22 protein-coding genes, 1 other RNA gene and 1 pseudogene are annotated in these 23,628 nt (G+C 64.0%); 5 read left to right on the top strand and 19 right to left on the bottom strand.

Features of this window, described 5'->3' with window-relative positions; all coding sequences use genetic code 11:
- The coding region (locus tag BM315_RS24865) for a hypothetical protein (protein WP_212632991.1) at nt 1-398 on the top strand (398 nt) is incomplete at its 5' end.
- Here the strand turns inward: BM315_RS24865 and lpxC are convergent.
- The 18 genes from lpxC to rsmI form a co-directional block, all read right to left on the bottom strand.
- Nucleotides 364-1,275, bottom strand: a complete 912-nt coding sequence (gene lpxC / locus BM315_RS22130; protein ID WP_090505616.1) for a UDP-3-O-acyl-N-acetylglucosamine deacetylase — start codon at nt 1,273-1,275, stop codon at nt 364-366. The genes BM315_RS24865 and lpxC overlap by 35 nt on opposite strands.
- Nucleotides 1,276-1,387: 112 nt before the next feature.
- The gene (gene ftsZ, locus BM315_RS22135) at nt 1,388-2,581 is read right to left on the bottom strand and encodes a cell division protein FtsZ (protein ID WP_090505618.1); all 1,194 of its coding nucleotides are present in this window, start codon (nt 2,579-2,581) and stop codon (nt 1,388-1,390) included.
- Between the two features lie 55 nt (nt 2,582-2,636).
- Entirely contained in the window at nt 2,637-3,884 is a 1,248-nt protein-coding gene (gene ftsA / locus BM315_RS22140) for a cell division protein FtsA (RefSeq protein WP_090505620.1), read from the bottom strand.
- A gap of 20 nt (nt 3,885-3,904) precedes the next feature.
- On the bottom strand, nt 3,905-4,762 hold the full coding sequence (locus BM315_RS22145; RefSeq protein WP_090505622.1) for a cell division protein FtsQ/DivIB: 858 nt from the start codon (nt 4,760-4,762) through the stop codon (nt 3,905-3,907).
- Nucleotides 4,763-4,765: 3 nt separating this feature from the next.
- Nucleotides 4,766-5,716: a D-alanine--D-alanine ligase gene (locus tag BM315_RS22150; protein WP_090505624.1), complete on the bottom strand. Its 951-nt coding sequence runs from the start codon at nt 5,714-5,716 to the stop codon at nt 4,766-4,768.
- A complete protein-coding gene (gene murC / locus BM315_RS22155; RefSeq protein ID WP_244527355.1) occupies nt 5,713-7,137 on the bottom strand; it encodes a UDP-N-acetylmuramate--L-alanine ligase in 1,425 nt (474 codons plus the stop codon). The genes BM315_RS22150 and murC overlap by 4 nt, the downstream gene beginning before the upstream one ends.
- 28 nt (nt 7,138-7,165) lie before the next feature.
- Nucleotides 7,166-8,236 carry an undecaprenyldiphospho-muramoylpentapeptide beta-N-acetylglucosaminyltransferase gene (gene murG, locus BM315_RS22160; protein WP_090505629.1) on the bottom strand — a complete coding sequence of 357 codons (1,071 nt, stop codon included), beginning with the start codon at nt 8,234-8,236 and terminating at the stop codon, nt 7,166-7,168.
- Nucleotides 8,226-9,452, bottom strand: coding sequence for a putative lipid II flippase FtsW (gene ftsW / locus BM315_RS22165; RefSeq protein ID WP_090505631.1), 1,227 nt, complete (start codon nt 9,450-9,452; stop codon nt 8,226-8,228). Before ftsW ends, murG begins: the two co-directional genes overlap by 11 nt.
- Nucleotides 9,452-10,798, bottom strand: a complete 1,347-nt coding sequence (gene murD / locus BM315_RS22170; RefSeq protein ID WP_090505633.1) for a UDP-N-acetylmuramoyl-L-alanine--D-glutamate ligase — start codon at nt 10,796-10,798, stop codon at nt 9,452-9,454. The genes ftsW and murD overlap by 1 nt, the downstream gene beginning before the upstream one ends.
- 7 nt (nt 10,799-10,805) lie before the next feature.
- Nucleotides 10,806-11,888, bottom strand: a complete 1,083-nt coding sequence (mraY, locus tag BM315_RS22175) for a phospho-N-acetylmuramoyl-pentapeptide-transferase (protein WP_090505635.1) — start codon at nt 11,886-11,888, stop codon at nt 10,806-10,808.
- A complete protein-coding gene (locus BM315_RS22180; protein WP_090505637.1) occupies nt 11,889-13,283 on the bottom strand; it encodes a UDP-N-acetylmuramoyl-tripeptide--D-alanyl-D-alanine ligase in 1,395 nt (464 codons plus the stop codon).
- Nucleotides 13,276-14,739: a UDP-N-acetylmuramoyl-L-alanyl-D-glutamate--2,6-diaminopimelate ligase gene (locus BM315_RS22185; RefSeq protein ID WP_090505639.1), complete on the bottom strand. Its 1,464-nt coding sequence runs from the start codon at nt 14,737-14,739 to the stop codon at nt 13,276-13,278. Before BM315_RS22185 ends, BM315_RS22180 begins: the two co-directional genes overlap by 8 nt.
- Entirely contained in the window at nt 14,739-16,472 is a 1,734-nt protein-coding gene (locus BM315_RS22190) for a peptidoglycan D,D-transpeptidase FtsI family protein (protein ID WP_090505641.1), read from the bottom strand. Before BM315_RS22190 ends, BM315_RS22185 begins: the two co-directional genes overlap by 1 nt.
- A complete protein-coding gene (gene ftsL / locus BM315_RS22195; RefSeq protein ID WP_090505644.1) occupies nt 16,469-16,762 on the bottom strand; it encodes a cell division protein FtsL in 294 nt (97 codons plus the stop codon). The genes BM315_RS22190 and ftsL overlap by 4 nt, the downstream gene beginning before the upstream one ends.
- Nucleotides 16,759-17,700: a 16S rRNA (cytosine(1402)-N(4))-methyltransferase RsmH gene (gene rsmH, locus BM315_RS22200; RefSeq protein ID WP_170862288.1), complete on the bottom strand. Its 942-nt coding sequence runs from the start codon at nt 17,698-17,700 to the stop codon at nt 16,759-16,761. Before rsmH ends, ftsL begins: the two co-directional genes overlap by 4 nt.
- A gap of 2 nt (nt 17,701-17,702) precedes the next feature.
- On the bottom strand, nt 17,703-18,158 hold the full coding sequence (gene mraZ, locus BM315_RS22205) for a division/cell wall cluster transcriptional repressor MraZ (RefSeq protein WP_090505648.1): 456 nt from the start codon (nt 18,156-18,158) through the stop codon (nt 17,703-17,705).
- Between the two features lie 308 nt (nt 18,159-18,466).
- An RNA gene (gene rnpB / locus BM315_RS22210) (RNase P RNA component class A) lies at nt 18,467-18,825 on the bottom strand.
- A gap of 41 nt (nt 18,826-18,866) precedes the next feature.
- Entirely contained in the window at nt 18,867-19,772 is a 906-nt protein-coding gene (gene rsmI / locus BM315_RS22215) for a 16S rRNA (cytidine(1402)-2'-O)-methyltransferase (protein ID WP_090505650.1), read from the bottom strand.
- 90 nt (nt 19,773-19,862) lie between these two features.
- Here rsmI and BM315_RS22220 point away from each other — a divergent pair, with 90 nt between their 5' ends.
- Genes BM315_RS22220 through BM315_RS22235 form a run of 4 tightly spaced genes read left to right on the top strand, consistent with a single transcriptional unit; the run spans nt 19,863 to nt 23,199 of the window.
- The gene (locus BM315_RS22220; RefSeq protein ID WP_090505651.1) at nt 19,863-21,674 is read left to right on the top strand and encodes a penicillin-binding protein activator; all 1,812 of its coding nucleotides are present in this window, start codon (nt 19,863-19,865) and stop codon (nt 21,672-21,674) included.
- Nucleotides 21,671-22,045, top strand: a complete 375-nt coding sequence (locus BM315_RS22225) for a YraN family protein (RefSeq protein ID WP_090505653.1) — start codon at nt 21,671-21,673, stop codon at nt 22,043-22,045. The genes BM315_RS22220 and BM315_RS22225 overlap by 4 nt, the downstream gene beginning before the upstream one ends.
- 30 nt (nt 22,046-22,075) lie before the next feature.
- A complete protein-coding gene (locus tag BM315_RS22230) occupies nt 22,076-22,669 on the top strand; it encodes a phosphoheptose isomerase (protein ID WP_090505655.1) in 594 nt (197 codons plus the stop codon).
- Nucleotides 22,666-23,199 carry a BON domain-containing protein gene (locus BM315_RS22235; RefSeq protein WP_090505657.1) on the top strand — a complete coding sequence of 178 codons (534 nt, stop codon included), beginning with the start codon at nt 22,666-22,668 and terminating at the stop codon, nt 23,197-23,199. Before BM315_RS22230 ends, BM315_RS22235 begins: the two co-directional genes overlap by 4 nt.
- Before the next feature lie 82 nt (nt 23,200-23,281).
- Here the strand turns inward: BM315_RS22235 and BM315_RS22240 are convergent.
- Nucleotides 23,282-23,628: pseudogene (locus BM315_RS22240) on the bottom strand (IS4 family transposase); the annotation flags it as partial.

A 23,628-nucleotide genomic window follows, 5' to 3' on the forward strand; every position in this document is an offset into this window, starting at 1 on the left:
CCAGGGTAATTCGCGCGACCTTCCTGCTTATGCCTGTCGGATCTACGTCGCAGCGTTCCGTGCAAGTATCGGGCTTTGAAGATACTGGCCTTCTTACCCCGCTGCGCCGCCTCTATCCGCTTCCTGTTCGTCAGGCCAACATTTTGCCTTCGGCTTCCTTCAGATTCGCAGTCACCCACGACACCCTTGCCGTTCAGCTAACACTTCCCCTTGCCGGGTGTGTAGAGGACTTTCACCTCCAAGTCACCAGCGTGGCCACCACAGCCAAACTGGTTGCGCTTACGCGCAACGCGCCATGCCTGGCGCACCAGAAAAAAAGCCACCCGAGGGTGGCTTCAAACAACAGAGAGAGGGAGTTTCTGCTTACACCGCCGCTACCGGGCGCATGTAAGAAATAGGTGCTGTATTGACGTCATCGAAGGTGACCACTTCCCAACAATCGGTCTGCTCGATCAAGGCACGCAGTAGGCGATTGTTCAGCGCATGCCCCGATTTGAAGCCGCGGAACTCGCCGATCAGGCTGTTGCCCAGCAGGTAGAGATCACCGATGGCATCGAGGATCTTGTGCTTGACGAACTCGTCCTCGTAACGCAGGCCGTCTTCGTTCAACACGCGGTACTCATCCACCACGATGGCGTTATCCACGCTGCCGCCGAGTGCCAGGTTCTGCGAACGGAGGAACTCGATGTCACGCATGAAACCGAAGGTGCGCGCGCGGCTGACTTCCTTGACGAAAGAAGTACTGGAAAAATCCACGCTGGCCGACTGGGTGCGGTTGCGGAACACCGGGTGATCGAAATCGATCTCGAAGCTCACCTTGAAGCCATCGAAAGGCACGAAGGTGGCGCGCTTGTCGCCCTCCTCGACCGTCACTTCGCGAAGGATACGGATGAACTTCTTGTGGGCATCCTGCTCCTGCAACCCAGCGGACTGAATCAGGAATACAAAGGGACCCGCACTGCCGTCCATGATCGGTACTTCGGACGCGGAGAGCTCGACGTAGGCGTTATCGATGCCCAGGCCAGCCATGGCCGAAAGCAGGTGCTCTACCGTATCCACCTTGACGTCACCATTGACCAATGTGGTCGACATGGTGGTTTCACCGACATTGCTCGCCCGCGCGGGAATTTCCACGACAGGGTCCAGGTCGGTACGACGGAACACGATACCGGTGTCCACGGGTGCCGGCTTCAGGGTCAGGTATACCTTCTCCCCGGAATGCAGGCCGACGCCAGTGGCGCGGATAATGTTCTTCAGGGTACGTTGTCTGATCATGGCTTTGGCCGCTATAGCACTAGTTGCGAATTGTTTTCAACAATGGCCGGCGATGATAGCAGAACCGGCCTTTGCTGAACACCAATCGCCCCAATACCCCTGATGCACGCCATCAATCGGCCTGGCGACGCAAGAAGGCCGGGATGTCCAGGTAATCCAGGTCATCCTGCGGGTTCAACTTGGCCGCGGCAGCAGCACCGCCGTGGCTCTGGCGCTGAACGGTCGGGCGTTCGTAGTCCTTGTAATTGACGCTTTGCTCGCCGCGCGAAGGCGTTGGCGCAGCCGACGAAGCGGCACTGCTGGTGGTGACCTGCACGGTATTGTCGATCACCTTGACCGGCTTCTCGAGTTTCGCGCCCAGACCGGTGGCGACCACGGTGACGTGCAGCTCGTCGCGCATGTCCGGATCGATCACGGTACCCACCTTGACGGTGGCGTGTTCGGAAGCGAACTGTTCGATGATGTTACCCACGTCGGAGTACTCGCCCAGGGACAGATCGGGGCCGGCGGTGATGTTCACCAGGATACCGCGCGCGCCCTGCAGGTTGACGTCTTCCAGCAGCGGGTTGCGGATCGCCGCCTCGGTGGCTTCGCGGGCACGGTTCGGACCGCTGGCGCAGCCAGTGCCCATCATCGCCATGCCCATTTCGCTCATCACGGTCTTCACGTCGGCGAAGTCGACGTTGATCATGCCCGGACGCTTGATGATGTCGGAAATGCCACGCACGGCGCCGGCCAGCACGTCATCGGCCTTGGCGAAAGCCGACAGCAGGCTGGCGTCCTTGCCGAGGATGGTCAGCAGTTTTTCGTTGGGGATGGTGATCAACGAGTCGACGCTTTCCGCCAGGGCGCGAATGCCCTCTTCGGCGATCTGCATACGCTTGCGCCCTTCGAAGGGGAACGGACGGGTCACCACAGCGACGGTGAGAATACCCATTTCCTTCGCCACCTGGGCGATCACCGGCGCCGCGCCGGTGCCGGTACCGCCACCCATGCCGGTGGTGATGAAGACCATGTCGCAGCCTTGCAGCACTTCGGCGATGCGCTCGCGGTCTTCCATGGCCGCCTGCCGGCCGATTTCAGGGTTGGCGCCGGCGCCCAGGCCTTTGGTCACGCCCGTGCCCAGCTGCAGGATGGTGCGCGCACCGATGTTCTTCAGCGCCTGTGCATCGGTATTGGCGCAGATGAACTCGACGCCTTCGATGTTGTTCTTGGACATGTGGTTGACCGCATTGCCGCCGCCGCCGCCCACGCCAATGACCTTGATGACCGCACTTTGCGGGATGCTGTCTACGAGCTCGAACATTTTCCCTCTCCTTTGCTTTCTAGTTGTAACGCCTACTGCATAAGCCGTTGTTAATTCAGAAATTGCTTTGTACCCAGCGCTTCAAGCGCTCGAATACCGGTGACCTGGGTTCATCGTTGTAACTGCCGACGGCCGACATCGAGATGCCGTCGGCCTGTTTCTGCAGGCCATACAGCAACAGGCCCACGCTGGTGGAATAAATCGGGTTGCGTACCACGTCGCCCAGGCCCCTGACGCCCTGCGGCATGCCCAGGCGCACCGGCATATGGAAGATCTCTTCGGCCAGTTCGACCGCGCCTTCCATCTTCGCGGTACCCCCGGTGAGGACGATGCCGGCCGGGATCAGATCCTCATAACCGCTGCGCCGCAGCTCGGCCTGGATCAGGGTGAACAGCTCGTCGTAGCGCGGCTCTACCACTTCGGCCAGGGACTGGCGCGACAGATCGCGCGGCGGCCGGTCACCGACGCTCGGCACCTTGATGGTCTCGCCTACGCCGGCCAGCTTGGCCAGGGCGCAGGCGTAACGAATCTTGATTTCTTCGGCGTACTGGGTCGGCGTGCGCAAGGCCATGGCGATGTCGTTGGTGACCTGATCGCCAGCGATCGGGATCACCGCGGTATGGCGAATCGCGCCTTCGGTGAAGATGCAGATGTCGGTGGTGCCGCCACCGATGTCGACCAGGCACACGCCCAGTTCCTTCTCGTCGTCGGTGAGCACCGCATAGGCCGAGGCCAGCTGCTCGAGAATGATGTCGTCGACTTCCAGGCCGCAACGGCGCACACACTTCTCGACGTTCTGCGCCGCATTCACCGCGCAGGTCACCACATGCACCTTGGCCTCCAGGCGCACGCCGGACATGCCCAGCGGCTCGCGCACCCCTTCCTGGTTATCGATCACGTAATCCTGCGGCAGGGTATGCAGCACCCGCTGGTCCGCCGGAATCGCCACGGCCTGGGCAGCATCCAGTACCCGCTCGAGGTCGGCCGAGCTGACTTCGCGATCGCGGATGGCGACGATACCGTGGCTGTTGAGGCTGCGGATATGGTTGCCGGCCAGGCCGACGAAGGCCGAATGAATGCGGCAACCGGCCATCAGCTGCGCCTCTTCGATGGCGCGCTGGATCGACTGCACGGTCGATTCGATATTGACCACCACGCCCTTTTTCAGACCGCGCGACGGATGGGTGCCGATACCGACGATTTCCAGTTGGCCATCGGCAGTCACTTCACCGACCAGCGCCACCACCTTGGAGGTGCCGATATCGAGACCGACGATCATCTTGCCGCTCTGCACGTTTGTCATGTTTCCTGCCTTCTCCTGAGTCACTGCACGACAGCGGTGTCGGCCGCCGTGGGCGCGAGCGGCTCGCGCCACGTCACGGCCAGGCCGTTGGCGTAACGCAGATCGATTCGCGCGATATTCGTTTGCTGCACTTTCAGCGCCCTGTCATAGATGGCGCTGAAACGGCGCATCTTTTCCACCAGGTGGTCGCGACCCAGCAACAGCTCGATACCCTGCCCGGTGGAGAGGAACCAGCTGCCGCGCTCACGCAACTCCAGGCGCACCACGGAAAACCCCAGTGGGCGCAACATCTGGCTGAGCACCTGGTACTGCTGCATCACTTGCTGCTGCGCCCGCTTGGGGCCATACAGCTGCGGCAGGTGCTGATAATTCGCCTGTTCCTTGGGCGCGAAGGCCTTGCCCTGGTTGTTCAACAGCGCCTCGTCGCCCCAACGGGCAATCGGCAGATGCTCCTCCAGGCGCACCAGCAACTGATCCGGCCACACCCGCCGCACCTGGGCGCTGGCGATCCAGGGCATCTGTTCCAGCTCATGGCGCATACCCGGCAGATCGACACCGAAGAAGCTCGCCGTGGCGAAGGGTTCGATACGCTGCTGCACCGCCTGCTGACTGACGTAGCTCAAGTCGCCCTCGACGCTGATCTTGGCGATCGGCCGATCCGCGTAGGGCAGCAGCCGTTGCGCCAACTCGTAAGCGGCGAAACCCAACAGCAGCAGCAACAACGGCCAGGTGATGCGCTTGAGCAGACCGAGGTTCGGCTTGGGCAGGCGCAGGCTGATCGGCTCCCTGGCCACCAGGCGGCTGGCACCGCGCTGCGCAGGCTTGCCGCGCAACGGAGCGCGGGCTGAACCTGGCTGGTGACGCAGGGTGGCGACCATGGCTTAACCCCGCGCCTCGAGGCTGTCGGCGAGAATCGCCAACACCAGTTGCTGGAAATCCAGACCGGCGGCTCGCGCCGCCATCGGCACCAGGCTGTGATCGGTCATGCCCGGCACGGTATTGACCTCCAGCAGCCAGAACTGGCCGGCAGCGTCCTGCATCACATCGACCCGCGCCCAGCCCTGGGTGCCGACCGCCTCGCAGGCCCGCGCGCTGAGGCTTTTCAGCTCTTCTTCCTTGGCCGCAGCGAGGCCACAGGGGATGCGGTACTGGGTGTCGCTGGCCAGGTACTTGGCGTCGTAGTCGTAGAACGAATGCGGGGTGCCCAGGGCAATCGGTGGCAGCACCTGGCCGCGCAACAGGGCGATGGTGTATTCCGGGCCGTGAATCCACTGCTCGACCAGCACCTGCGAATCGTACTGGCTGGCGTCCTGCCAGGCGGCGATCAAGGCGTCGACATCGGCGACCTTGGCCATGCCGATGCTCGAGCCTTCATGGGCCGGCTTGACGATCAGCGGAAAACCCAGCTCCGCCGCGGCGGCACGACAGTCCTCGGCACTGGCCAATACCGCATGGCGCGGAGTCGGCAGGCCGAGGCTCTGCCAGACCTGCTTGGTGCGCAGTTTGTCCATGGCCAGGGCGGAAGCCAGAATCCCGCTGCCGGTGTAGGGGATGCCGGCGCACTCGAGCAGGCCCTGCATGCTGCCGTCCTCGCCGCCACGACCGTGCAGCACGATGAAGGCACGGTCGATTTTCTCGGCCAGCAGACGCTGCAGGAAATCCTCGCCGACATCGATGCCGAAGGCATCCACGCCAGCCGCTTGCAGCGCTTGCAACACCGCATTGCCGGACTTCAGCGAGACTTCGCGCTCGGCGCTCTTGCCGCCGAACAGCACGGCGACGCGACCGAAAGCAGTAACCGGCAGCTGTGACTTCAAGGTTTCGGCGTTCATTTCGACTCAGCCTCTTTCGACTCGCCGCCAGCCGCGGCGAACAGCGCGCTTTGCAGCAGTTGCGGGGCCAGGCCACCGATATCGCCGGCGCCCTGGCACAGCAGGATGTCGCCGGCGCGCAGCAGCGGCTTGATCAGCGGCGCCAGTTCGACGCCACGCTCGATGTAGATCGGATCGAGCTGGCCACGCTGGCGGATGCTGTGGCACAGGTGCTTGCTGTCGGCCCCCGGAATCGGCTCTTCGCCGGCCGGGTAGACCTCCATCAGCAGCAGCACGTTGGTGTCGGCCAGCACCTGGACGAAATCCTCGTAGAGGTCGCGGGTGCGGCTGAAACGGTGCGGCTGGTAGACCATCACCAGGCGTCGCTCCGGCCAGCCGCCGCGCACCGCCTTGATCACCGCCGCCACTTCGCGCGGGTGGTGGCCGTAGTCGTCGACCAGCATCACGCTGCCGCCGGCCACCGGCAGTTCGCCGTAGACCTGGAAACGCCGGCCGACGCCCTGGAAGCCGGACAGCCCCTGGACGATGGCCTGATCGCTGATGCCTTCATCGGTGGCGATGGCGATGGTCGCCAGGGCGTTCAGCACGTTGTGATTGCCCGGCATGTTGACCGAGACATCCAGCGGCTCGCGGCCGGTACGCAGCACGGTGAAGAAGGTCAGCATGCCCTGCTGGCGCACGTTGATCGCGCGCACGTCGGCATCTTCGCCGAAGCCGTAGGTCATGGTCGGGCGCGCCACCTGCGGCAGGATCTCGCGCACGATGGGGTCGTCGACGCACAGCACCGCCAGGCCATAGAACGGCAGGTTATGCAGGAACTCGACGAAGGTTTTCTTCAACTTGTTGAAGTCGCCCTCGTAGGTGCTCATGTGGTCCATGTCGATATTGGTGACCACCGCGACCATCGGCTGCAGATGCAGGAAGCTGGCATCGCTTTCGTCCGCTTCGGCAATCAGGTAGCGGCTGGTGCCGAGCTGGGCATTGGTGCCCGCCGCATTCAGGCGGCCGCCGATGACGAAGGTCGGGTCCAGGCCGCCGGCGGCGAACACCGAGGCCAGCAGGCTGGTGGTGGTGGTCTTGCCATGGGTGCCGGCCACGGCGATGCCATGCCGGTAACGCATCAGTTCGGCGAGCATTTCTGCACGCGGCACCACCGGCACGCGCCGCTCCAGGGCGGCGGCAACTTCCGGGTTGGAGGTATTCACGGCGCTGGAGACCACCAGCACGTCGGCGCTCTCCGCGTTCTCGGCACGGTGGCCGATAAAGATCTGCGCACCGAAGCTCTGCAGACGTTCGGTGACCGCCGAAGCCTTGAGGTCGGAGCCGGACACCTGATAGCCCAGGTTGAGCAACACTTCGGCGATGCCGCACATGCCGGCGCCGCCGATGCCGACGAAGTGGATACGGCGGATGCGGCGCATTTCCGGTTGCGCGATAGCTTTGCGACTCTCAACCACGGGCCACCTCCAGACAAATATCGACAACGCTGCGGGTGGCATCGGGTTTGGCCAGTCGGCGCGCGGTGCGCGCCATTTCTTGCAATCGTTCAGGGTGCATCAAAACCTCGGACAGCTGGGCGGCCAGCGCGGCCGCGTCTGTGGAGCGTTGCGGCAGAAGGACGGCAGCGCCCTCCCTGGCCAGGTACTCGGCGTTACGCGTCTGGTGATCGTCGATGGCATGCGGCAGCGGCAGCAGCAGCGCCGGCAAACCGGCGGCAGCCAGCTCGCTGACGGTCAGGGCGCCGGCGCGGCACACCACCAGATCGGCCCAGGCGTAGGCGCGGGCCATGTCCTTGATGAAGGGTGCGACCTGCGCTTCGACGCCCGCAGCGCGGTAACGTTCGCCAGTGATGCCATCGTGTTGCTTGCCGGCCTGGTGGAACACTTCCGGGCGCAACTCGCCCGGCAGCAACGCCAGGGCGGCGGGCAACAGCTTGTTCAGCGGCTCGGCGCCCAGGCTGCCACCCAGAATCAGCAGGCGCGGGCGCCGGTTGCGCAGCGAATCGCGCGGGGTTTCCAGGAACAGCTCCTCGCGCACCGGATTGCCGGTGGTGCGACGCTTGGGCGAAGCGCCGAAGGTATTCGGGAAAGCCTCGCAAACCCGGCTGGCAAACGGCACCAGGCTGCGATTGGCGGTGCCGGCCACGGCGTTCTGCTCGTGGATGATCAGCGGTGCACCGCCCAGCCGGGCCGCCAGGCCGCCGGGGCCGGTGACGAAGCCGCCCATGCCGAGCACGCACACCGGCTGCAGCTCGCGCACCACTCTACGCGCCTGAAACAGCGCCTTGATCAGCTGGAACGGCGCCCTGAGCAGCGACAGCTTGCCCTTGCCGCGCAGACCGCTGACGTTGATCAGGTGCAGCGGCAGGCCGGCGGCCGGGACCAGTTCGTTCTCGATGCCGCGCGGCGTACCCAGCCAATGCACGCGGTAACCGCGCGCCTGGAACTCGCGGGCACAGGCCAGCGCCGGGAACACGTGCCCGCCGGTACCGCCGGCCATGATCAGCACATTAGCGGGCATGGGCAGGCTCCTGTGCACTCTTGCCATCGAAAAAATCCGACTCCTGGAAATCGACATCCTCGCTGCCCAGCTGGGTGCGCCGCTCCCATTCGATGCGCAGCAGCAGCGCCAGACTGATGCAACAGATCACCAGGGAGCTGCCGCCATAGCTGAGGAACGGCAAGGTCAGGCCCTTGGTCGGCAGCAGGCCGATGTTCACCCCGATATTGATCAGGAACTGGCCGATCCAGAGGAACGCCAGGCCGTAGGCGACGTAGGCGGCGAAGAACTGCTTGGCCTTCTCCGCCCACAGGCCGATATACAGGGCGCGCACGCAGACGAAGGCGAACAGGCCGACGGTAATCAGGGCGCCCAGCATGCCCAGCTCTTCGGCGAGCACGGCGAAGACGAAGTCGGTGTGCGCTTCCGGCAAATAGAACTGTTTCTGGATGCTGTTGCCCAGGCCGACGCCGAACCACTCGCCGCGACCGAAGGCGATCAACGCCTGGGTCAACTGGTAGCCGGAGCCGTACTGGTCGGCCCAGGGGTCGGTGAAGGTGATCAGGCGCTGCAGGCGATACTCCTGGGTCTGCACCAGCACGAACAACGCACCGACGGCCAGGGCGACCAGCAAGCCGAAGCGCAGCAGGCCGACGCCACCGAGGAACAGCATGGCCGCGGCGGCGCCCATCATCACCACGGTGGCGCCGAAGTCCGGCTCCAGCAGCAGCAAGCCGGCCATCGGCAGCAGCACCACGAACGGCTTGAAGAAGCCGGCCCAGCTTTCGCGCACTTCCGCCTGACGGCGCACCAGATAGCCGGCCAGATAGATCACCACGAACAGCTTGGCGATTTCCGACGGCTGCACGTTGAAGGCACCGAAGCCGATCCAGCGCATCGAACCGTTCACCTCGCGGCCGACCCCCGGTACCAGCACCAGCACCAGCAGGGCGAAGGCGGCCAACAGCGCCAGACCACTGAGACGCTGCCAGGTTTCCAGCGGGATCAACAGCACCACCACGGCGGCGCCGAGGCCGATCACCAGGTAAATCAGGTGACGGAGCATGTAATACAGCGGGCTGCCCACATTCACCGCGGCCACCTCGGTCGAGGCCGACGCGATCATCACCAGCCCCAGGCCGAGCAGGGCCAGGCAACCGGCCAGCAGCGGGAAGTCCATGTCCAGGCCACGACGGCTGAACAGCGGGGACGGGTAAGGGCGCAGGAAGGCGAGCATCAGGCGAGCGCCTCCACGGCTTGGGCGAACAGGCGTCCGCGCTCTTCGAAATTCTTGAACATGTCCAGGCTGGCGCAGGCCGGCGAGAGCAGCACGGCATCGCCCGGCCGGGCCAGTTCGGCGGCGCGCTGCACGGCTTCCTCGAGGGTCTGCACGCGAATCAGCGGTACGTCATCACCGAGCGCCGCGGCTAGGCGCTCGGCATCGCGACCCAGCAACAGCACGGCGCGACAGAACTGCGCGACCGGCTTGGCCAGGGCGGAGAAGTCGGCACCCTTGCCGTCGCCACCGGCGAGCAACACCAGCTTGCCGGCGATATCCGCGCCCAGGCCTTCGATGGCCGCCAGGGCGGCACCGACGTTGGTCGCCTTGGAGTCGTCGTAGTAGCTCACGCCATTACGCTCGCCGACCCACTGGCAGCGGTGCGGCAGCCCGGCGAAGCGCTTCAGGGTCTCCAGCATCGGCGCCATCGGCAGGCCGACCGCATGGCCCAGGGCCAGCGCGGCCAGGGCGTTGGCCTGGTTGTGCGCACCGCGGATCTTCAGCTCACGCACCGGCAGCAGCGCGTCGAACCGAAAGCCCAGGTGTTTTTCGCCGTTCTCTTCGAGCAAGCCGAAACGCTTGAAGTCCGGCTTGCCCAGGCCGAACCACCAGCACGGCAGGTCGTCCGCCACCAGCGGCCGCGACAAGGCATCGTCGCGATTGACCACCACCTGGCGGGCGCCGCGGAAGATCCGGTGCTTGGCCAGGTGATAAGCCGCCAGCGAGGCGTAGCGATCCATATGGTCTTCGCTGATGTTCAGGCAGGTCGCCACTTCGGCGTTGAGCTGATCGGTGGTTTCCAACTGGAAGCTGGACAATTCCAGGACATACAGCTCGACCTCGTCGCTGAGCAGATCCAGCGCGGGAGTACCCAGGTTGCCGCCGACCGCGACCTTCTTGCCCGCTGCCGCCGCCATCTCGCCGACCAAGGTGGTGACGGTGCTCTTGGCGTTGGAGCCGGTGATGGCGACGATCGGGGCCTTGGCGTAACGGGCGAACAGATCGATGTCGCCGGACAGCTTGACGCCCCGCGCGGCTGCGGCCTGCAGCGCCGGGGTGGCGATGGCCAGGCCCGGGCTGACCAGCAGCTCGCTGGCACGGCAGAGGTAGTCCACGTCCAGCTCGCCACAACGCACCTCCACCCGCGGGAACTGCTCACGCAAGGTGGCCAGCTCCGGCGGGTTGGCACGGGTATCGACCACGGCAAAGGCCAAGCCCTGGCGCGCGAGAAAGCGCACCAGGGACATGCCGCTCTTGCCGAGGCCGACAACGATGCGGAATTGGTCGGAAGCGATCAGGCTCATAGTCTCCTCAACGCAATTTCAAGGTAGCAAGGCCGATCAGCACCAGAATCACGGTGATGATCCAGAAACGCACGATGACGCGGGGTTCGGGCCAGCCCTTGAGTTCGAAGTGGTGATGAATCGGCGCCATGCGGAACACCCGCTTGCCGGTCAACTTGAACGAAGCGACCTGGATGATCACCGACAGGGTTTCCATGACGAACACCCCACCCATGATGAACAGCACCACTTCCTGACGGACGATCACGGCGATGGTGCCCAGGGCCGCACCGAGGGCCAGCGCGCCGACATCGCCCATGAACACCTGGGCCGGGTAGGTGTTGAACCAGAGGAAACCCAGACCGGCGCCAACCAGGGCGGCGCAGAACACGATCAACTCGCCCGCGCCCGGCAGATAGGGGATGAACAGGTATTCGGCGAATTTCACGTTGCCCGACAGGTAGCAGAAGATACCCAGGGCGCCGCCGACCATCACGGTCGGCAGGATCGCCAGGCCGTCCAGGCCATCGGTGAGGTTCACCGCATTGCTCGAGCCGACGATGACGAAGTAGGTCAGCACCACGAAACCCAAGCCCAATTCGATGCTTACGTCCTTGAGCAACGGCAGGATCAGGGTGGTTTCCGCGGGGGTCTGCGCGGTCATATAAAGGAACAAGGCTGCCGAAAGACCGAATACCGATTGCCAGAAATACTTCCAGCGGCTCGGCAGGCCGCGCGAGTTCTTCTCGATCACCTTGCGGTAGTCGTCGACCCAGCCGATGGCGCCGAACAGCAGGGTCACTGCCAGCACCACCCAGACGTAGCGGTTGCTCAGGTCGGCCCAGAGCAGGGTGCTGATGGCGATGGCGGAGAGAATCAGCGCGCCGCCCATGGTCGGCGTGCCCTTCTTCGACAGGTGCGACTGCGGCCCGTCATGGCGCACCGACTGGCCGATCTGACGGATCTGCAGGGTGCGGATCATCCACGGCCCCAACCACAACGACAACGCCAGTGCGGTCAACACCCCGAGAATCCCGCGCAGGGTCAGGTACTGAAAGACCGCGAAGCCCTTGTGGAACTGTTGCAGGTACTCCGCCAGCAGCAGCAACATTTAGTGACTCTCCATTGGGTGATTCTCGCTGGATGTGCCACAGAGCGCCGCCACGACTTTATCCATCGCGGCGCTACGTGAACCTTTGATTAGAATGGTGGTGTCGCCCTGTTCGCGGCGTAGCGCTTCGATCAGACTGGCTTGATCGGCAAAATGCCGGCCATCTGCGCCGAACGCTGCAACCGCATAGGCCATCAGCGGGCCAACCGCATAGAGTGCGGCCACCTTGCCCGCGGCATAGCTGCCCACCTCGCGGTGTGCTTGCTCGGCCCAGGCGCCTAGCTCGGCCATGTCCCCGAGCACCAGAAGGGTGCGACCGGAGAAGCCGGCGAGTATATCAACCGCCGCGCACATCGACGCGGGGTTGGCGTTGTAACTGTCATCGATAACCCGCACGCCATTGCTCGCCAACTGCGCTACGGCGCGGCCTTTGACCGGCTGCAGGCTTTCCAGACCGTTCTTGATATCGACCAGCGGTACGTTTAGGGCGTGTGCCGCCGCCGATGCAGCCAGGGCATTGGCAACATTGTGCTCGCCGAGCAGGTTGAGCTGGATACGGGCCAGGCCTTCGGCGCAGTGCAGGGTGAAGGCCGAGCAACCGCGCACATCGCGGTCCAGGTCGCTGGCATGAAAGTCTGCAGCCGGATTGCGCAGGGCGAAACTGAGGATCCGCCGGTCGCCCGCGCGCCGTTGCCAGAGGGCAAAGGCTGGATCGTCGCGATTGAGCACGGCAACCCCGCCCGCGCCCAACCCTTCGAGGATCTCGCCTTTGGCCTCGACGATTTTTTCCGGCCCGCCGAACTCGCCAACATGGGCGGTGCCGGCATTGGTGATGATGGCCACATGAGGCTGGGCCAGACCGACGGTATAGGCGATTTCGCCGACGCGCGAGGCGCCCAGCTCGATCACTGCCGCCTTGTGCTGCGGCGCCAGCTCGAGCAGGGTCAGCGGCACACCCAGCTCGTTGTTCAGATTGCCGCGGGTGGCCAGCACGGCACTGCCCTGCTCGACGAATGCCGTGCGCAGAATGCCGGCGAGCATTTCCTTGACCGTGGTCTTGCCGCTGGAGCCGGTGATCGCAACCAGCGGGCCGCCGTAGGCCTGACGATTCAGGGCGCCGAGCCGACCAAGCGCCAGGCGTGTATCGGCCACCAGCAACTGCGGCAAGGCGACGTCCGCCACTTGTCGCTCGACCAATGCAGCCACCGCCCCCTTGGCCGCGACATCGGCCAGGTAAGCGTGACCGTCGAAGTTCGGCCCGCTCAGGGCGATAAACAGCTGACCCGGCTGAATCGCCCGGCTGTCGGTGCTGACCGCAGCGAAGGCGCGATCTTCACCGATCAGGCGCGCACCCAGCGGCGCGCTGATTTCGCTCAAGCGCAGGGCTTTAAGCATGCGCCACCTCCCATGCCGCCAGGGCCTTGCCAGCTTCGATCAGGTCGGAGAATGGCTGGCGCACGCCGTTGATTTCCTGATAGTCCTCATGGCCCTTGCCGGCCAGCACCAGCACATCGGCCGGGCTGGCAGCGGCGATCAGTTGGGCGATGGCCTGGCCGCGGCCATGGACGAACTGCACGCGTTCGGGCACGACGAAACCTGCGCGAATGTCGCTGAAGATCTGCTCGGGCGCCTCGCCACGCGGGTTGTCGTCGGTAACCAGCACGCCATCGGCCAGGCGCTCGACCACCGCCGCCATCAGTGGGCGCTTGCCGCGATCACGCTCGCCACCGCAGCCGAACAGGCACAGCAGACGTCCCTTGACATGCGGGCGCAGGGCTTCGAGGACCTTTTCCAGAGCATCCGGAGTGTGCGCGTAATCGACCACCACCAGTGGTTGTTCGGCCCCGCCCAGGCGCTGCATGCGCCCCACCGGCCCCTGCAACTGCGGGAGCACCCTGAGGATTTCGTCGAGCGGATAATCCATGCCCAGCAACGCGCCGACCACGGCCAGCAGGTTGCTCAGGTTGAAGCGTCCCAGCAGCGCGCTGCGCACATTGCCTTCGCCGCGCGGCGTGACCAGTTTGACCCGTACACCCTGCTCGTCGAACCGGGCGTCACGGCAGTACAGATAAGCCGTGGGGTCTTCCAGGCTGTAGCTGATCAGGCGCGAGTCATGCTCGGCACGGGCCAGTTCACGACCGAATGGGTCGTCCAGATTGAGCACCCGGCAACGCAAACCCGGCCAGGCGAACAAGGCCGACTTGGCCTCGCCATAGGCGTCCATCGAACCGTGATAGTCCAGATGATCGCGCGACAGGTTGGTGAATACCGCCACGTCGAACGCCAGCGCGGCCACCCGGCCCTGGTGCAAACCGTGGGAGGAGACTTCCATGGCCACCGCACGGGCGCCGGCATTCTTCAGGTCGGCCAGGGTGGCCTGCACGCCGATCGGATCCGGCGTGGTGTGCCGACCGAGAGCCAGTGCATTGTAAAAACCGTTACCCAGGGTGCCGACGATGCCGCAGCGCTCGCCCAGCAGATCCAGGGCCTGGGCCAGCAGCTGGCTGACGCTGGTCTTGCCGTTGGTGCCGGTGATACCGACCAGATGCAAGCCCCGGCTCGGCTCGCCATAGAAGCGCCCGGCGATGGCCGACAGCTGCCCGGCCAAGCCCTTGATCGCCAGCAGCTCGGCGCTGCTGGCCGTCATCGCCGGCGCTCCCTCGGCCTCATAGGCCACCGCAGCGGCGCCGCGGGCAATAGCGTCGGCAATGTGCACGCGGCCGTCCTGCTGGCTACCCGGCACGGCAAGGAACAGATCACCGGGGCGCACTTTGCGGCTATCCAGGGTCAATTCACGGATCAGCACCGCACTGGCGGCTTCAGGCAACAATTGATTCAGAGGCATGGGCATCAGATGCGCCCTCCCTTGACTGCGTTCAGCGCAGTGGCTTGCGATTCGACGGGCGGTGTCAGGTTATCCGGCACCACATTCATTAGACGCAGGGCGCCGGCCATGACCTTGCCGAACACCGGCGCAGACACCAGACCGCCGTAGTAACCGCCCTTGCTGGGTTCGTCGATGACGATGGCCACCGCAATCCGCGGATCATTGACCGGCCCGAAGCCGGCGAACAGCGAGCGGTAGGCATTCGCCCGATAGCCCCTGGAATCGGTCGAAACCTTGCGTGCGGTACCGCTCTTGCCCGCGACGTGATACCCCGGAACCTTGGCCCGGAACACCCCACCGGGCGCCTCTATCACTTCCTGCAGCATGCCCTGCAGGGTCTTGGCGATGTCTTCAGGGATCACCTGCACACCGTCCGGCTTGCGCTCCATGCGGGTCAGTGACAAGGGCACACTGCGCCCGCCATTGGCCAGCACCGAGTAGGCATGCACCAGCTGCACGGCCGTCACCGACAAGCCGTAGCCATAGGACAGCGTGGCGGTTTCAGCCTGGCGCCATTCGCGGTGGTTGGGCAGATTGCCGACCCGCTCGCCGGGAAAACCGAGACCGGTGTCCTGCCCCAGCCCGACCTGCTGCATCACCGAGTAGATGGACTCGCCGCCAATATCGAAGGCGACCTTGCTCATGCCGACGTTGCTCGACTTGATCAGGATTTCGGTGAGGCTCAGCGGCGCGCTGCTGCGCGAAACATCGCGGATCGTGTAGCGGCCAATCCGCAAGGTGCCCGGATACACGTCGACGGTATCGCTTGGCTGCCAGCGGCCACTCGCCAGGGCGGCGCTCATGGAGAACGGCTTCATGGTCGAACCCGGCTCGAACACGTCGATCATCGCTCGGTTGCGCATGGCGGCCGGCTGCAGATTGCGCCGATTATTCGGGTTGTAGGTGGGCTGGTTGACCATCGCCAGCACTTCGCCGGTCTTCACATCGATCATGACCAGGCTGCCCGCCTTGGCCCCGAACTCGACCAGGGCGTTGCGCAACTCGCGATGCGCCAGATACTGCAGACGCAGGTCGATCGACAGCGCCAGCGTCTTGCCCGCCTTGGCATTCTGGGTGACCTGGACATCCTTGATCAAACGGCCGCGGCGGTCCTTGAGCACCTGGCGCTTGCCCGGCACGCCGGCCAGCCATTCATCGAAAGCCAGCTCCATGCCTTCGCGGCCGCGATCGTCGATATCGGTAAAGCCGACCACGTGCGCGGTGACTTCGCCGCCCGGATAGAAACGGCGAAACTCTTCGATGGCGTATACACCCGGTAGTTTCAGGTCGAGGACGCGCTGCCCCTGTTCCGGCGTCAGGCCGCGCACCAGGTACATGAATTCGCGCTCGGCATTGGCCTGCAGGCGCACGGCCAAGCCCTTTGGCTCCTGCCCCAAGGCAGCCGCCAAGGCCGACCACTGGGCCTTGCCCGCCTGCAATTCCTTGCCGTTGGCCCACAGAGTGGTGACCGGGGTACTGACCGCCAGCGGCTCGCCATTGCGATCGGTGACCAGGCCACGGTGCGCGGGAATCGGAATATGCCGCACGCTACGCGCATCGCCATGGGCCTTGAGGAAATCATGGTCGAACACATGCAGATCGACGATGCGCCAGACGATCGCACCGACCATCAGCGCCAGGAGCAGTAGCACCAGGCGAAACCGCCAGGGATAGAGCGCCCCTTCGAGCCTGATCATGGCGCCACCATGCGCACTTCGGCGGCTTCGGGAATGCGCATGTTCAGCTGTTCGCTGGCCAGGGTTTCGATACGGCTGTGAGCGGTCCAGGTGCTCTGCTCGAGAATCAAACGGCCCCACTCGGCCTGCGCCCGGTCACGGGTGCTCAGCTCGGCATACAGACCGTTGAGCAACTGACGATTCCAGTGCGCACTGTAAGAAACCGCCAGCGCGCTGCCGAGCACGCCAAGGAACAGCACCAGCATCAGCAGGCTGCCCTTTGGCAATGGCTTGGCGAAGACCGCACTCATCGCATTTTCTCCGCCACCCGCATGACCGCGCTACGCGAACGCGGGTTGGCCTTGAGTTCGGCCTCGGACGCGTACTGCGGCTTGCCGATCAGCTTCAAACGGGGCTCGAAGGCCTTGGGGATGATCGGCAGGTCACGCGGATAGCTGTCCCGCTCGCCCTTGGCATGCTTGCGCATGAACTGCTTGACGATGCGGTCCTCGAGGGAGTGGAAGCTGATCACCACCAGCCGGCCACCCACCTCGAGCGCCTCCAGGGCGGCATCCAGGCCCGCCTCGAGATCACCCAGCTCGTTATTGATGTAGATGCGCAGGCCCTGGAAGGCGCGGGTCGCCGGATTCTTGCCCTTTTCCCAGGCGGGATTGGCCACCGTCAGCACCTGCGCCAGGTCGGCAGTGCGCTCGAAGGGCTGCTCCGCACGACGCACCACCACGGCACGGGCCATGCGCTTGGCGAAACGCTCTTCGCCGTACTCCTTGAACACCCGGGCGATTTCCTCTTCGCTGGCGCTGGCGATCCACTGCGCGGCACTGACGCCACGGGAGGGGTCCATGCGCATGTCCAGCGGGCCGTCATTGAGGAAGCTGAAACCGCGCTCGGCATCGTCCAACTGCGGCGAGGAAACGCCCAGGTCCAGCAGGATTCCGCTGACCTTGCCGGCCAGGCGGCGGACAGCGATTTCTTCGCCAAGTTCCGCAAAACTGCGCTGCACAACGACAAAGCGGCCGTCTTCGGCCGCTAGCTCATTCCCCGTGGCAATCGCCAAGGGGTCCTTGTCGAACCCCAGCAAATGCCCGTCTGGCCCGAGCCTTTCGAGGATCAAGCGGCTATGCCCGCCACGGCCGAAGGTGCCGTCCAGGTACCAGCCATCCGCACGCACGGCCAACCCGTCGACCGCCTCGTCGAGTAGCACGGTAATATGGCGAAAGTTGCTGGTCATAGTCACAGGATCAAGTCACGTAGTTCGTCGGACAAAGCACCCGGTTGCTTGATGGCCGCCAAATCGGCATCGGCGACCGCATTCCAGGCATCTTCGTCCCACAGTTGAAATTTATTCAGTTGGCCGACCAACATCGCGCGCTTATCCAGCCCGGCGTACTCGCGCAAACGCGGCGGCACCAGAAAACGGCCGCTGGCATCCAGCTCGAGGTCAACCGCATTACCGATCAGCAAACGCTGCAAGCGACGATTCTCTTCACGGAAAGAGGCCAACTCGCGCAGCTTGTTCTCGATCAACTCCCACTCAGCCAGTGGGTAGACACATAGACAGGGGTCAATGGCATCGATGGTCACGATGAGCTGGCCCGCACAACGCGACACGAGCTCGTCCCGATACCGACTTGGCATCGCGAGTCGCCCTTTGGCGTCGAGACTGATGGCGTTGGCTCCGCGAAACACGACTGCGCTCCCCTTTAATTAGCTATCCATGCCCAAAAAAACCCACTTCATGCCACTTCTTACCACCTGTGCACACTATAGGAACGCCCACACCCCACCGTCAAGGCGCGCCTGGAGGGAAAAACCCTTACAGAACGGCGATTTAGCAAACTAAAGAGGAGTAGGAGCAGAGCATTGCGCGGAGTCTTGCGAGGCAAATCGAGCATGTACAGCAAGCTGCACTTCGAACTTAAAGTGATTTATTAAGAGTAAGATTTTTTTGGTCTTAGAAAAGCGAGGTGTAACGGTGTCACAGACAGAAAGGAAAGGTGGAGAGTCGATCTGTAAGCCGGGTTCTGTCGAGGACAGTCATTCCTCTACGACGTACATCACTGCACGTCTTTAGCAACCTACCCGGTTCCAGCGCGGGCCACGCCAATGGAACCCTATTTGGTCTTGCTCCGAGTGGGGTTTGCCTAGCCACGAACTGTTACCAGCCGTGCGGTGCGCTCTTACCGCACCTTTTCACCCTTACCGGCGCCGAAGCGCTTAGGCGGTTATTTTCTGTGGCACTTTCCGTAGGCTCACGCCTCCCAGGCGTTACCTGGCACTCCGCCCTATGGAGCCCGGACTTTCCTCCCCCGCATTGCGCAGAACGCAACACGGCAGCGACTGTCCGATCGACTCTCCGCCGCCAAGGTTACCGGCACACGCCCCATAGAACAAGGCTCAAGCGTCTTTCTGCCGCTCCAACGCCGCTTGATAGAGCAGGTTCTTGCGCACTCCGGTGATTTCCGCCGCCAGCGCTGCCGCTCGCTTGAGCGGCAACTCGCCAAGCAGCAGATCGAGCACACGCAACGCCTCGGCGCTGATCGCCGCCTCGCCCTCCGGCGCCTGCCAGCCCGCGACCAGCACCACACACTCGCCGCGCTGCTGATTGCTGTCAGCCGCCACCCAGGCGCGCAACTCGGCCAATGGCAGCCCCTTGAGCGTCTCGAAGGTTTTGCTGATTTCCCGCGCCAGCAGTGCCGGGCGCTCATCGCCGAACACCGCCTGCATATCCTCCAGACACTCGAGGATACGGTGTGGCGCCTCATAGAAGATCAGTGTGCGCGGCTCTTCCTTTACCTGCTCGAGACGCGCACGACGGCCGGCGGTCTTGGCCGGCAGAAAACCCTCGAAAATAAACCGGTCGGACGGCAAGCCCGCCGCCGACAGCGCCGCAATCAACGCACAGGCTCCCGGCACCGGCACCACCGCGACCCCGGCAGCACGCGCCTGGCGTACCAGGTGATAGCCCGGGTCGGAAATCAACGGCGTACCGGCATCGGAAATCAACGCCACATCCTCACCAGCCAACAGCCGGGCGAGAAAGCGCCCACCCTGATCGCGCTCGTTGTGTTCGTGACAGGCGGCCAGCGGCGTGGCAATCCCGAAGTGCTGCATCAGCCGTGCGGAGTGGCGGGTGTCCTCGGCGGCAATCAAGGCCACATCGCCGAGCACCTTGAGCGCCCGCGCACTGATGTCGTCCAGGTTGCCAATTGGCGTGGCGACCACGTAAAGGGTGCCAGGAGTGGAATTCGATGCACCGGGAGTGGTCACAGCTCGCGCCTCTTCAATCGCAAAAGCGCGCATTGTAGCCCGTTTCACGCCATCGACATCGCGCCAGGGCCAGGCCTTGGGTACAATTCGCCGTTCATTTGATCAAGTACCAGGAACGCTTACATGATCGCCTGCCTGCGTCCACTCCTCGCTCTTTGCCTTGTCGGCCTGCTTGCCGCCTGCGCCAGCCCGCCCTCGTCCACCCTGGGAGAGCTGCCGCGCACCCCTCAAGCCAGCATCGAGCAACTGTTGCAACAGGCCGCCGAGAGCAAGCCCGAACAGGCCGCCCTGCTGCGCCTGGCTGCTGCAGACCTGGCTTATCAGCAGAAAAACATCGCCCGCGCCGACAGCATCCTCGAGCAGATGCAACTCGCCAGCCTGAAGCCTGCCCAGCAGATCTACGCCAGCACCCTGGCCGCCGAACTGGCACTGACGCGGGATAAACCCAAAGCCGCCCTGAAAGCGCTCGGCCATCCGAGCCTGGAGCGCCTGGCGGAACTGCCGATCGAACAACAAGTACGCACCCAACTGGCGCGCGCCAGCGCCCTGCAGGCCGATGGACAGATCCTGGCCGCCGCGCGCGAACGCGTTTACATCGCCCCACTGCTCAGCGACGAAGCCGCCAAAAGCAACCACGAGAGTATCTGGAGCCTGGTCTCCAGCCTGCCCAGCGAACAACTGCAAACCAGCGACGCCACCGAACTGGCCGGCTGGCTGGGCCTGGCTCTGGCTGCCAAGACCCCTGGCACCCTGCAACAGCAGCAGGCCGCCATCGATGCCTGGCTGGCACAACACCCCCAGCACCCGGCCGCCCTGCAATTGCCGCCGGCGCTGAGCAAACTGCAAGAATTGTCCAGCCAACCCTTGCAGGAAATCGCCCTGCTGCTCCCGCAAGAAGGCCCTCTTGCAGCCGTAGCGCGCGCCTTGCGCGACGGCTTCCTCTCGGCCCACTATCAGGCCCAGCAGGCTGGACAGAACCCGCCCAACATCCAGTTCTATGACAGCTCACGCCTGAGCTCGCTGGATGAATTTTACCGTCAGGCCCAGTCGGCCGGCGTACAACTGGTGATCGGTCCACTGGAAAAACCACTGGTCAAGCAACTCAGCGATCGCGAACAGTTACCCATCACCACCCTGGCCCTGAACTACAGCGACCCAGGCCAGGAAGGCCCGCCACAGCTGTTCCAGTTCGGCCTCGCCGCCGAAGACGAGGCGCGCGAAGCAGCGCGGCGGGCCTGGGCCGACGGCATGCGCCGGGCAGCCGCCCTGGTCCCACGCGGTGACTGGGGCGACCGCGTACTCGACGCCTTCCGCCAGAGCTGGCAAGCCCAGGGCGGCACCCTGATCGCCGCCGAACATGTCGATCAGCCGGTTGAACTGGCCCGGCAAATCGCCGAACTGTTCCAATTGCGCGAAAGCGAGGCACGCACCAAGCGCCTGAAGAACACCCTGGGCGTTGCGGTGGCCGCAGAGCCGGCTCGGCGCCAGGACATCGACTTCATCTTCCTGGCGGCCACCCCGCAGCAAGCCCAACAGATCAAACCGACCCTGGCCTTCCAGTACGCTGGCGACGTGCCGGTCTACGCCACCTCGCACCTGTTTACCGGTAACCACAGCGATGCACAGTACCAAGACCTGAACGGCATCCGCTTTTGCGAGACTCCCTGGTTGCTGAACGTCGACGACCCGGTACGCCAACAGGTCGAAAGCCAGTGGCCGCAAGCCGGCGGCAGTCTCGGCCGGCTCTACGCCATGGGCGCCGACGCCTACCACCTGGCGCCGCGCCTGAGCCAGCTCAAGGCCCTGCCGGATACCCGCATCGATGGCCTGTCCGGCAACCTCAGCCTCAACCCGGCGCAACGCATCGAGCGCCAGCTGCCTTGGGCCGAGTTCCGCGGCGGTCGCGTCGAACACCTGCCAGACAGCCTCAATTGATTGACCACGGCAGCACGCAGAGCAGCGGCAAGGCAGCCGAAGAGCTGGCCCGTCAGCATCTGCTGCAGCACGGCCTGAAGCTGCTGGCGCAGAACTGGAGCTGCCGCAGCGGCGAGCTTGATCTGGTCATGCTCGACGCCGATACAGTAGTATTCGTCGAAGTCCGCTACCGCCGGCACTCCGCTTGGGGCGGCGCCGTGGAGAGCGTCGACGCGCGCAAGCGCGAGAAGCTGACGAAAGCCGCCCTACACTTTTTGCAGCGGGAATCGCGCTGGGCCAAACACCCCTGCCGGTTCGACGTGATTGCCATAAACGCCGAAGGCAACCCGGCTCCCCGGCTGAACTGGATTCAAAACGCCTTTGACACCTGAACCGGCGCCACACTGAAGGTTAAATCTCCGATGGAAATGCAAGACCGTATCCGCCAACTGTTCCTGGCCAGCATTGAAACCAAGCAACAGGCTCTGGAAGTACTGGTTCCCTTCATCGAGCAAGGCAGCCTGGCCATGGTTCAGGCACTGCTCAGCGAGGGCAAGATCCTCACCTGCGGCAATGGCGGCTCGGCAGGCGATGCCCAACACTTTTCCTCCGAACTGCTCAACCGCTTCGAGCGCGAGCGCCCGAGCCTGCCGGCCATCGCCCTGACCACCGACAGCTCGACCATCACCTCGATCGCCAACGATTACAGCTACAACGAGATCTTCTCCAAGCAGATCCGCGCCCTCGGCCAGCCCGGCGACGTACTGCTGGCCATCTCCACCAGCGGCAACTCGGCCAACGTGATCCAGGCCATCCAGGCCGCCCACGACCGTGAAATGACCGTGGTCGCCCTCACCGGCCGCGACGGCGGCGGCATGGCCTCGCTGCTGCTGCCGGAAGACGTGGAAATTCGCGTGCCGTCGAAGGTCACCGCGCGCATTCAGGAAGTCCACCTGCTGGCGATCCACTGCCTGTGCGACCTGATCGACCGCCAACTGTTTGGGAGTGAAGAATGACCCGCTCGCCACTGATCCTTGCCGGCCTGCTGTGCAGCCTGATTCTTGTCGGCTGCGGCAGCCGCAGTATCGGCAACAAGATCGATGACCAGTTCATCGCCCCGCAAGTCAGCGCCGATATCGCCCGCGCCCATGTCGACCTGACCGACCCAACCTCGCACATCGTGGTCACCAGCTACAACGGTGTGGTACTGCTGGCCGGGCAGACGCCGCGCAGCGAACTGAAAAGCACCGCCGAACAGGCGGCGCGCAAGGTTCAGGGTGTCACCAAGGTGCACAACGAACTGCAGGTACTGCAACCGACCTCGCTGCTCGCACGCAGCAACGACACCCTGCTGACCACCAAGATCAAGGCGCAGATGGTCGCCGACGCGACTGTACCGGGCTCGCGGATCAAGGTGATCACCGAGAACGGCATCGTCTACCTGATGGGCCTGGTCTCGCGCCAGGAGGCCAACCGGGCGACCAGCCTGGTGCAGGGCACCTCCGGCGTGCAGAAGATCGTCAAGCTGTTCCAATATACGGATTAGGGGCAGCTGCAAGCTGCAAGCTGCAAGCTGCAAGCTGCAAGAAAAATCATGCAAAAAACAGGGCGCCCATGGCTAATGCCAGTCAGTTAAGCTGACTGGCATTTTTCTTTCTGATCGGATACTTCGAGGATTTGAGCCTGATCGCCCGGGGATAAACACGCTCTTCTCGTCGATGCGGCAGGACATAGTGCAAGGCTGAAGCATGAAGCTCGGCCAGGTACTTGGGTATGTTCCCGGAGCGGTCCGCGGAAACGCTGTTGATAAAACCTAAAATCGCCCAGGTACACGCGGTAAAGCTCATTTCGCACGGGTAAATACCTGGGCAATGGCGGCTCATCTCCACCATCTGATAGCGCAGCAGGTTGTAGCCCAATAACACGCCCCACAGTTCCTGCTCGATCATCTCGGGCGTCTTGCTGCGTAACGTGT

The sequence above is a fragment of the Pseudomonas borbori genome, assembly GCF_900115555.1.
In the GTDB taxonomy this organism is placed as follows: Bacteria; Pseudomonadota; Gammaproteobacteria; order Pseudomonadales; family Pseudomonadaceae; genus Aquipseudomonas; species Aquipseudomonas borbori.

Coding starts and splice junctions, on each gene's coding strand:
- ftsL (WP_090505644.1), bottom strand. CDS start 16,762: ATGAGTGCGGTCTTCGCCAAGCCATTGCCAAAGGGCAGCCTGCTGATG.
- rsmI (WP_090505650.1), bottom strand. CDS start 19,772: ATGCGCGCTTTTGCGATTGAAGAGGCGCGAGCTGTGACCACTCCCGGT.
- murG (WP_090505629.1), bottom strand. CDS start 8,236: ATGCCCGCTAATGTGCTGATCATGGCCGGCGGTACCGGCGGGCACGTG.
- ftsA (WP_090505620.1), bottom strand. CDS start 3,884: ATGACAAACGTGCAGAGCGGCAAGATGATCGTCGGTCTCGATATCGGC.
- murD (WP_090505633.1), bottom strand. CDS start 10,798: ATGAGCCTGATCGCTTCCGACCAATTCCGCATCGTTGTCGGCCTCGGC.
- murC (WP_244527355.1), bottom strand. CDS start 7,137: ATGCGCCGCATCCGCCGTATCCACTTCGTCGGCATCGGCGGCGCCGGC.
- BM315_RS22230 (WP_090505655.1), top strand. CDS start 22,076: ATGGAAATGCAAGACCGTATCCGCCAACTGTTCCTGGCCAGCATTGAA.
- ftsZ (WP_090505618.1), bottom strand. CDS start 2,581: ATGTTCGAGCTCGTAGACAGCATCCCGCAAAGTGCGGTCATCAAGGTC.
- lpxC (WP_090505616.1), bottom strand. CDS start 1,275: ATGATCAGACAACGTACCCTGAAGAACATTATCCGCGCCACTGGCGTC.
- BM315_RS22185 (WP_090505639.1), bottom strand. CDS start 14,739: ATGCCCATGCCTCTGAATCAATTGTTGCCTGAAGCCGCCAGTGCGGTG.
- BM315_RS22190 (WP_090505641.1), bottom strand. CDS start 16,472: ATGATCAGGCTCGAAGGGGCGCTCTATCCCTGGCGGTTTCGCCTGGTG.
- BM315_RS22235 (WP_090505657.1), top strand. CDS start 22,666: ATGACCCGCTCGCCACTGATCCTTGCCGGCCTGCTGTGCAGCCTGATT.
- BM315_RS22180 (WP_090505637.1), bottom strand. CDS start 13,283: ATGCTTAAAGCCCTGCGCTTGAGCGAAATCAGCGCGCCGCTGGGTGCG.
- BM315_RS22145 (WP_090505622.1), bottom strand. CDS start 4,762: ATGGTCGCCACCCTGCGTCACCAGCCAGGTTCAGCCCGCGCTCCGTTG.
- BM315_RS22220 (WP_090505651.1), top strand. CDS start 19,863: ATGATCGCCTGCCTGCGTCCACTCCTCGCTCTTTGCCTTGTCGGCCTG.
- mraY (WP_090505635.1), bottom strand. CDS start 11,888: ATGTTGCTGCTGCTGGCGGAGTACCTGCAACAGTTCCACAAGGGCTTC.
- rsmH (WP_170862288.1), bottom strand. CDS start 17,700: ATGACCAGCAACTTTCGCCATATTACCGTGCTACTCGACGAGGCGGTC.
- BM315_RS22150 (WP_090505624.1), bottom strand. CDS start 5,716: ATGAACGCCGAAACCTTGAAGTCACAGCTGCCGGTTACTGCTTTCGGT.
- ftsW (WP_090505631.1), bottom strand. CDS start 9,452: ATGCTCGCCTTCCTGCGCCCTTACCCGTCCCCGCTGTTCAGCCGTCGT.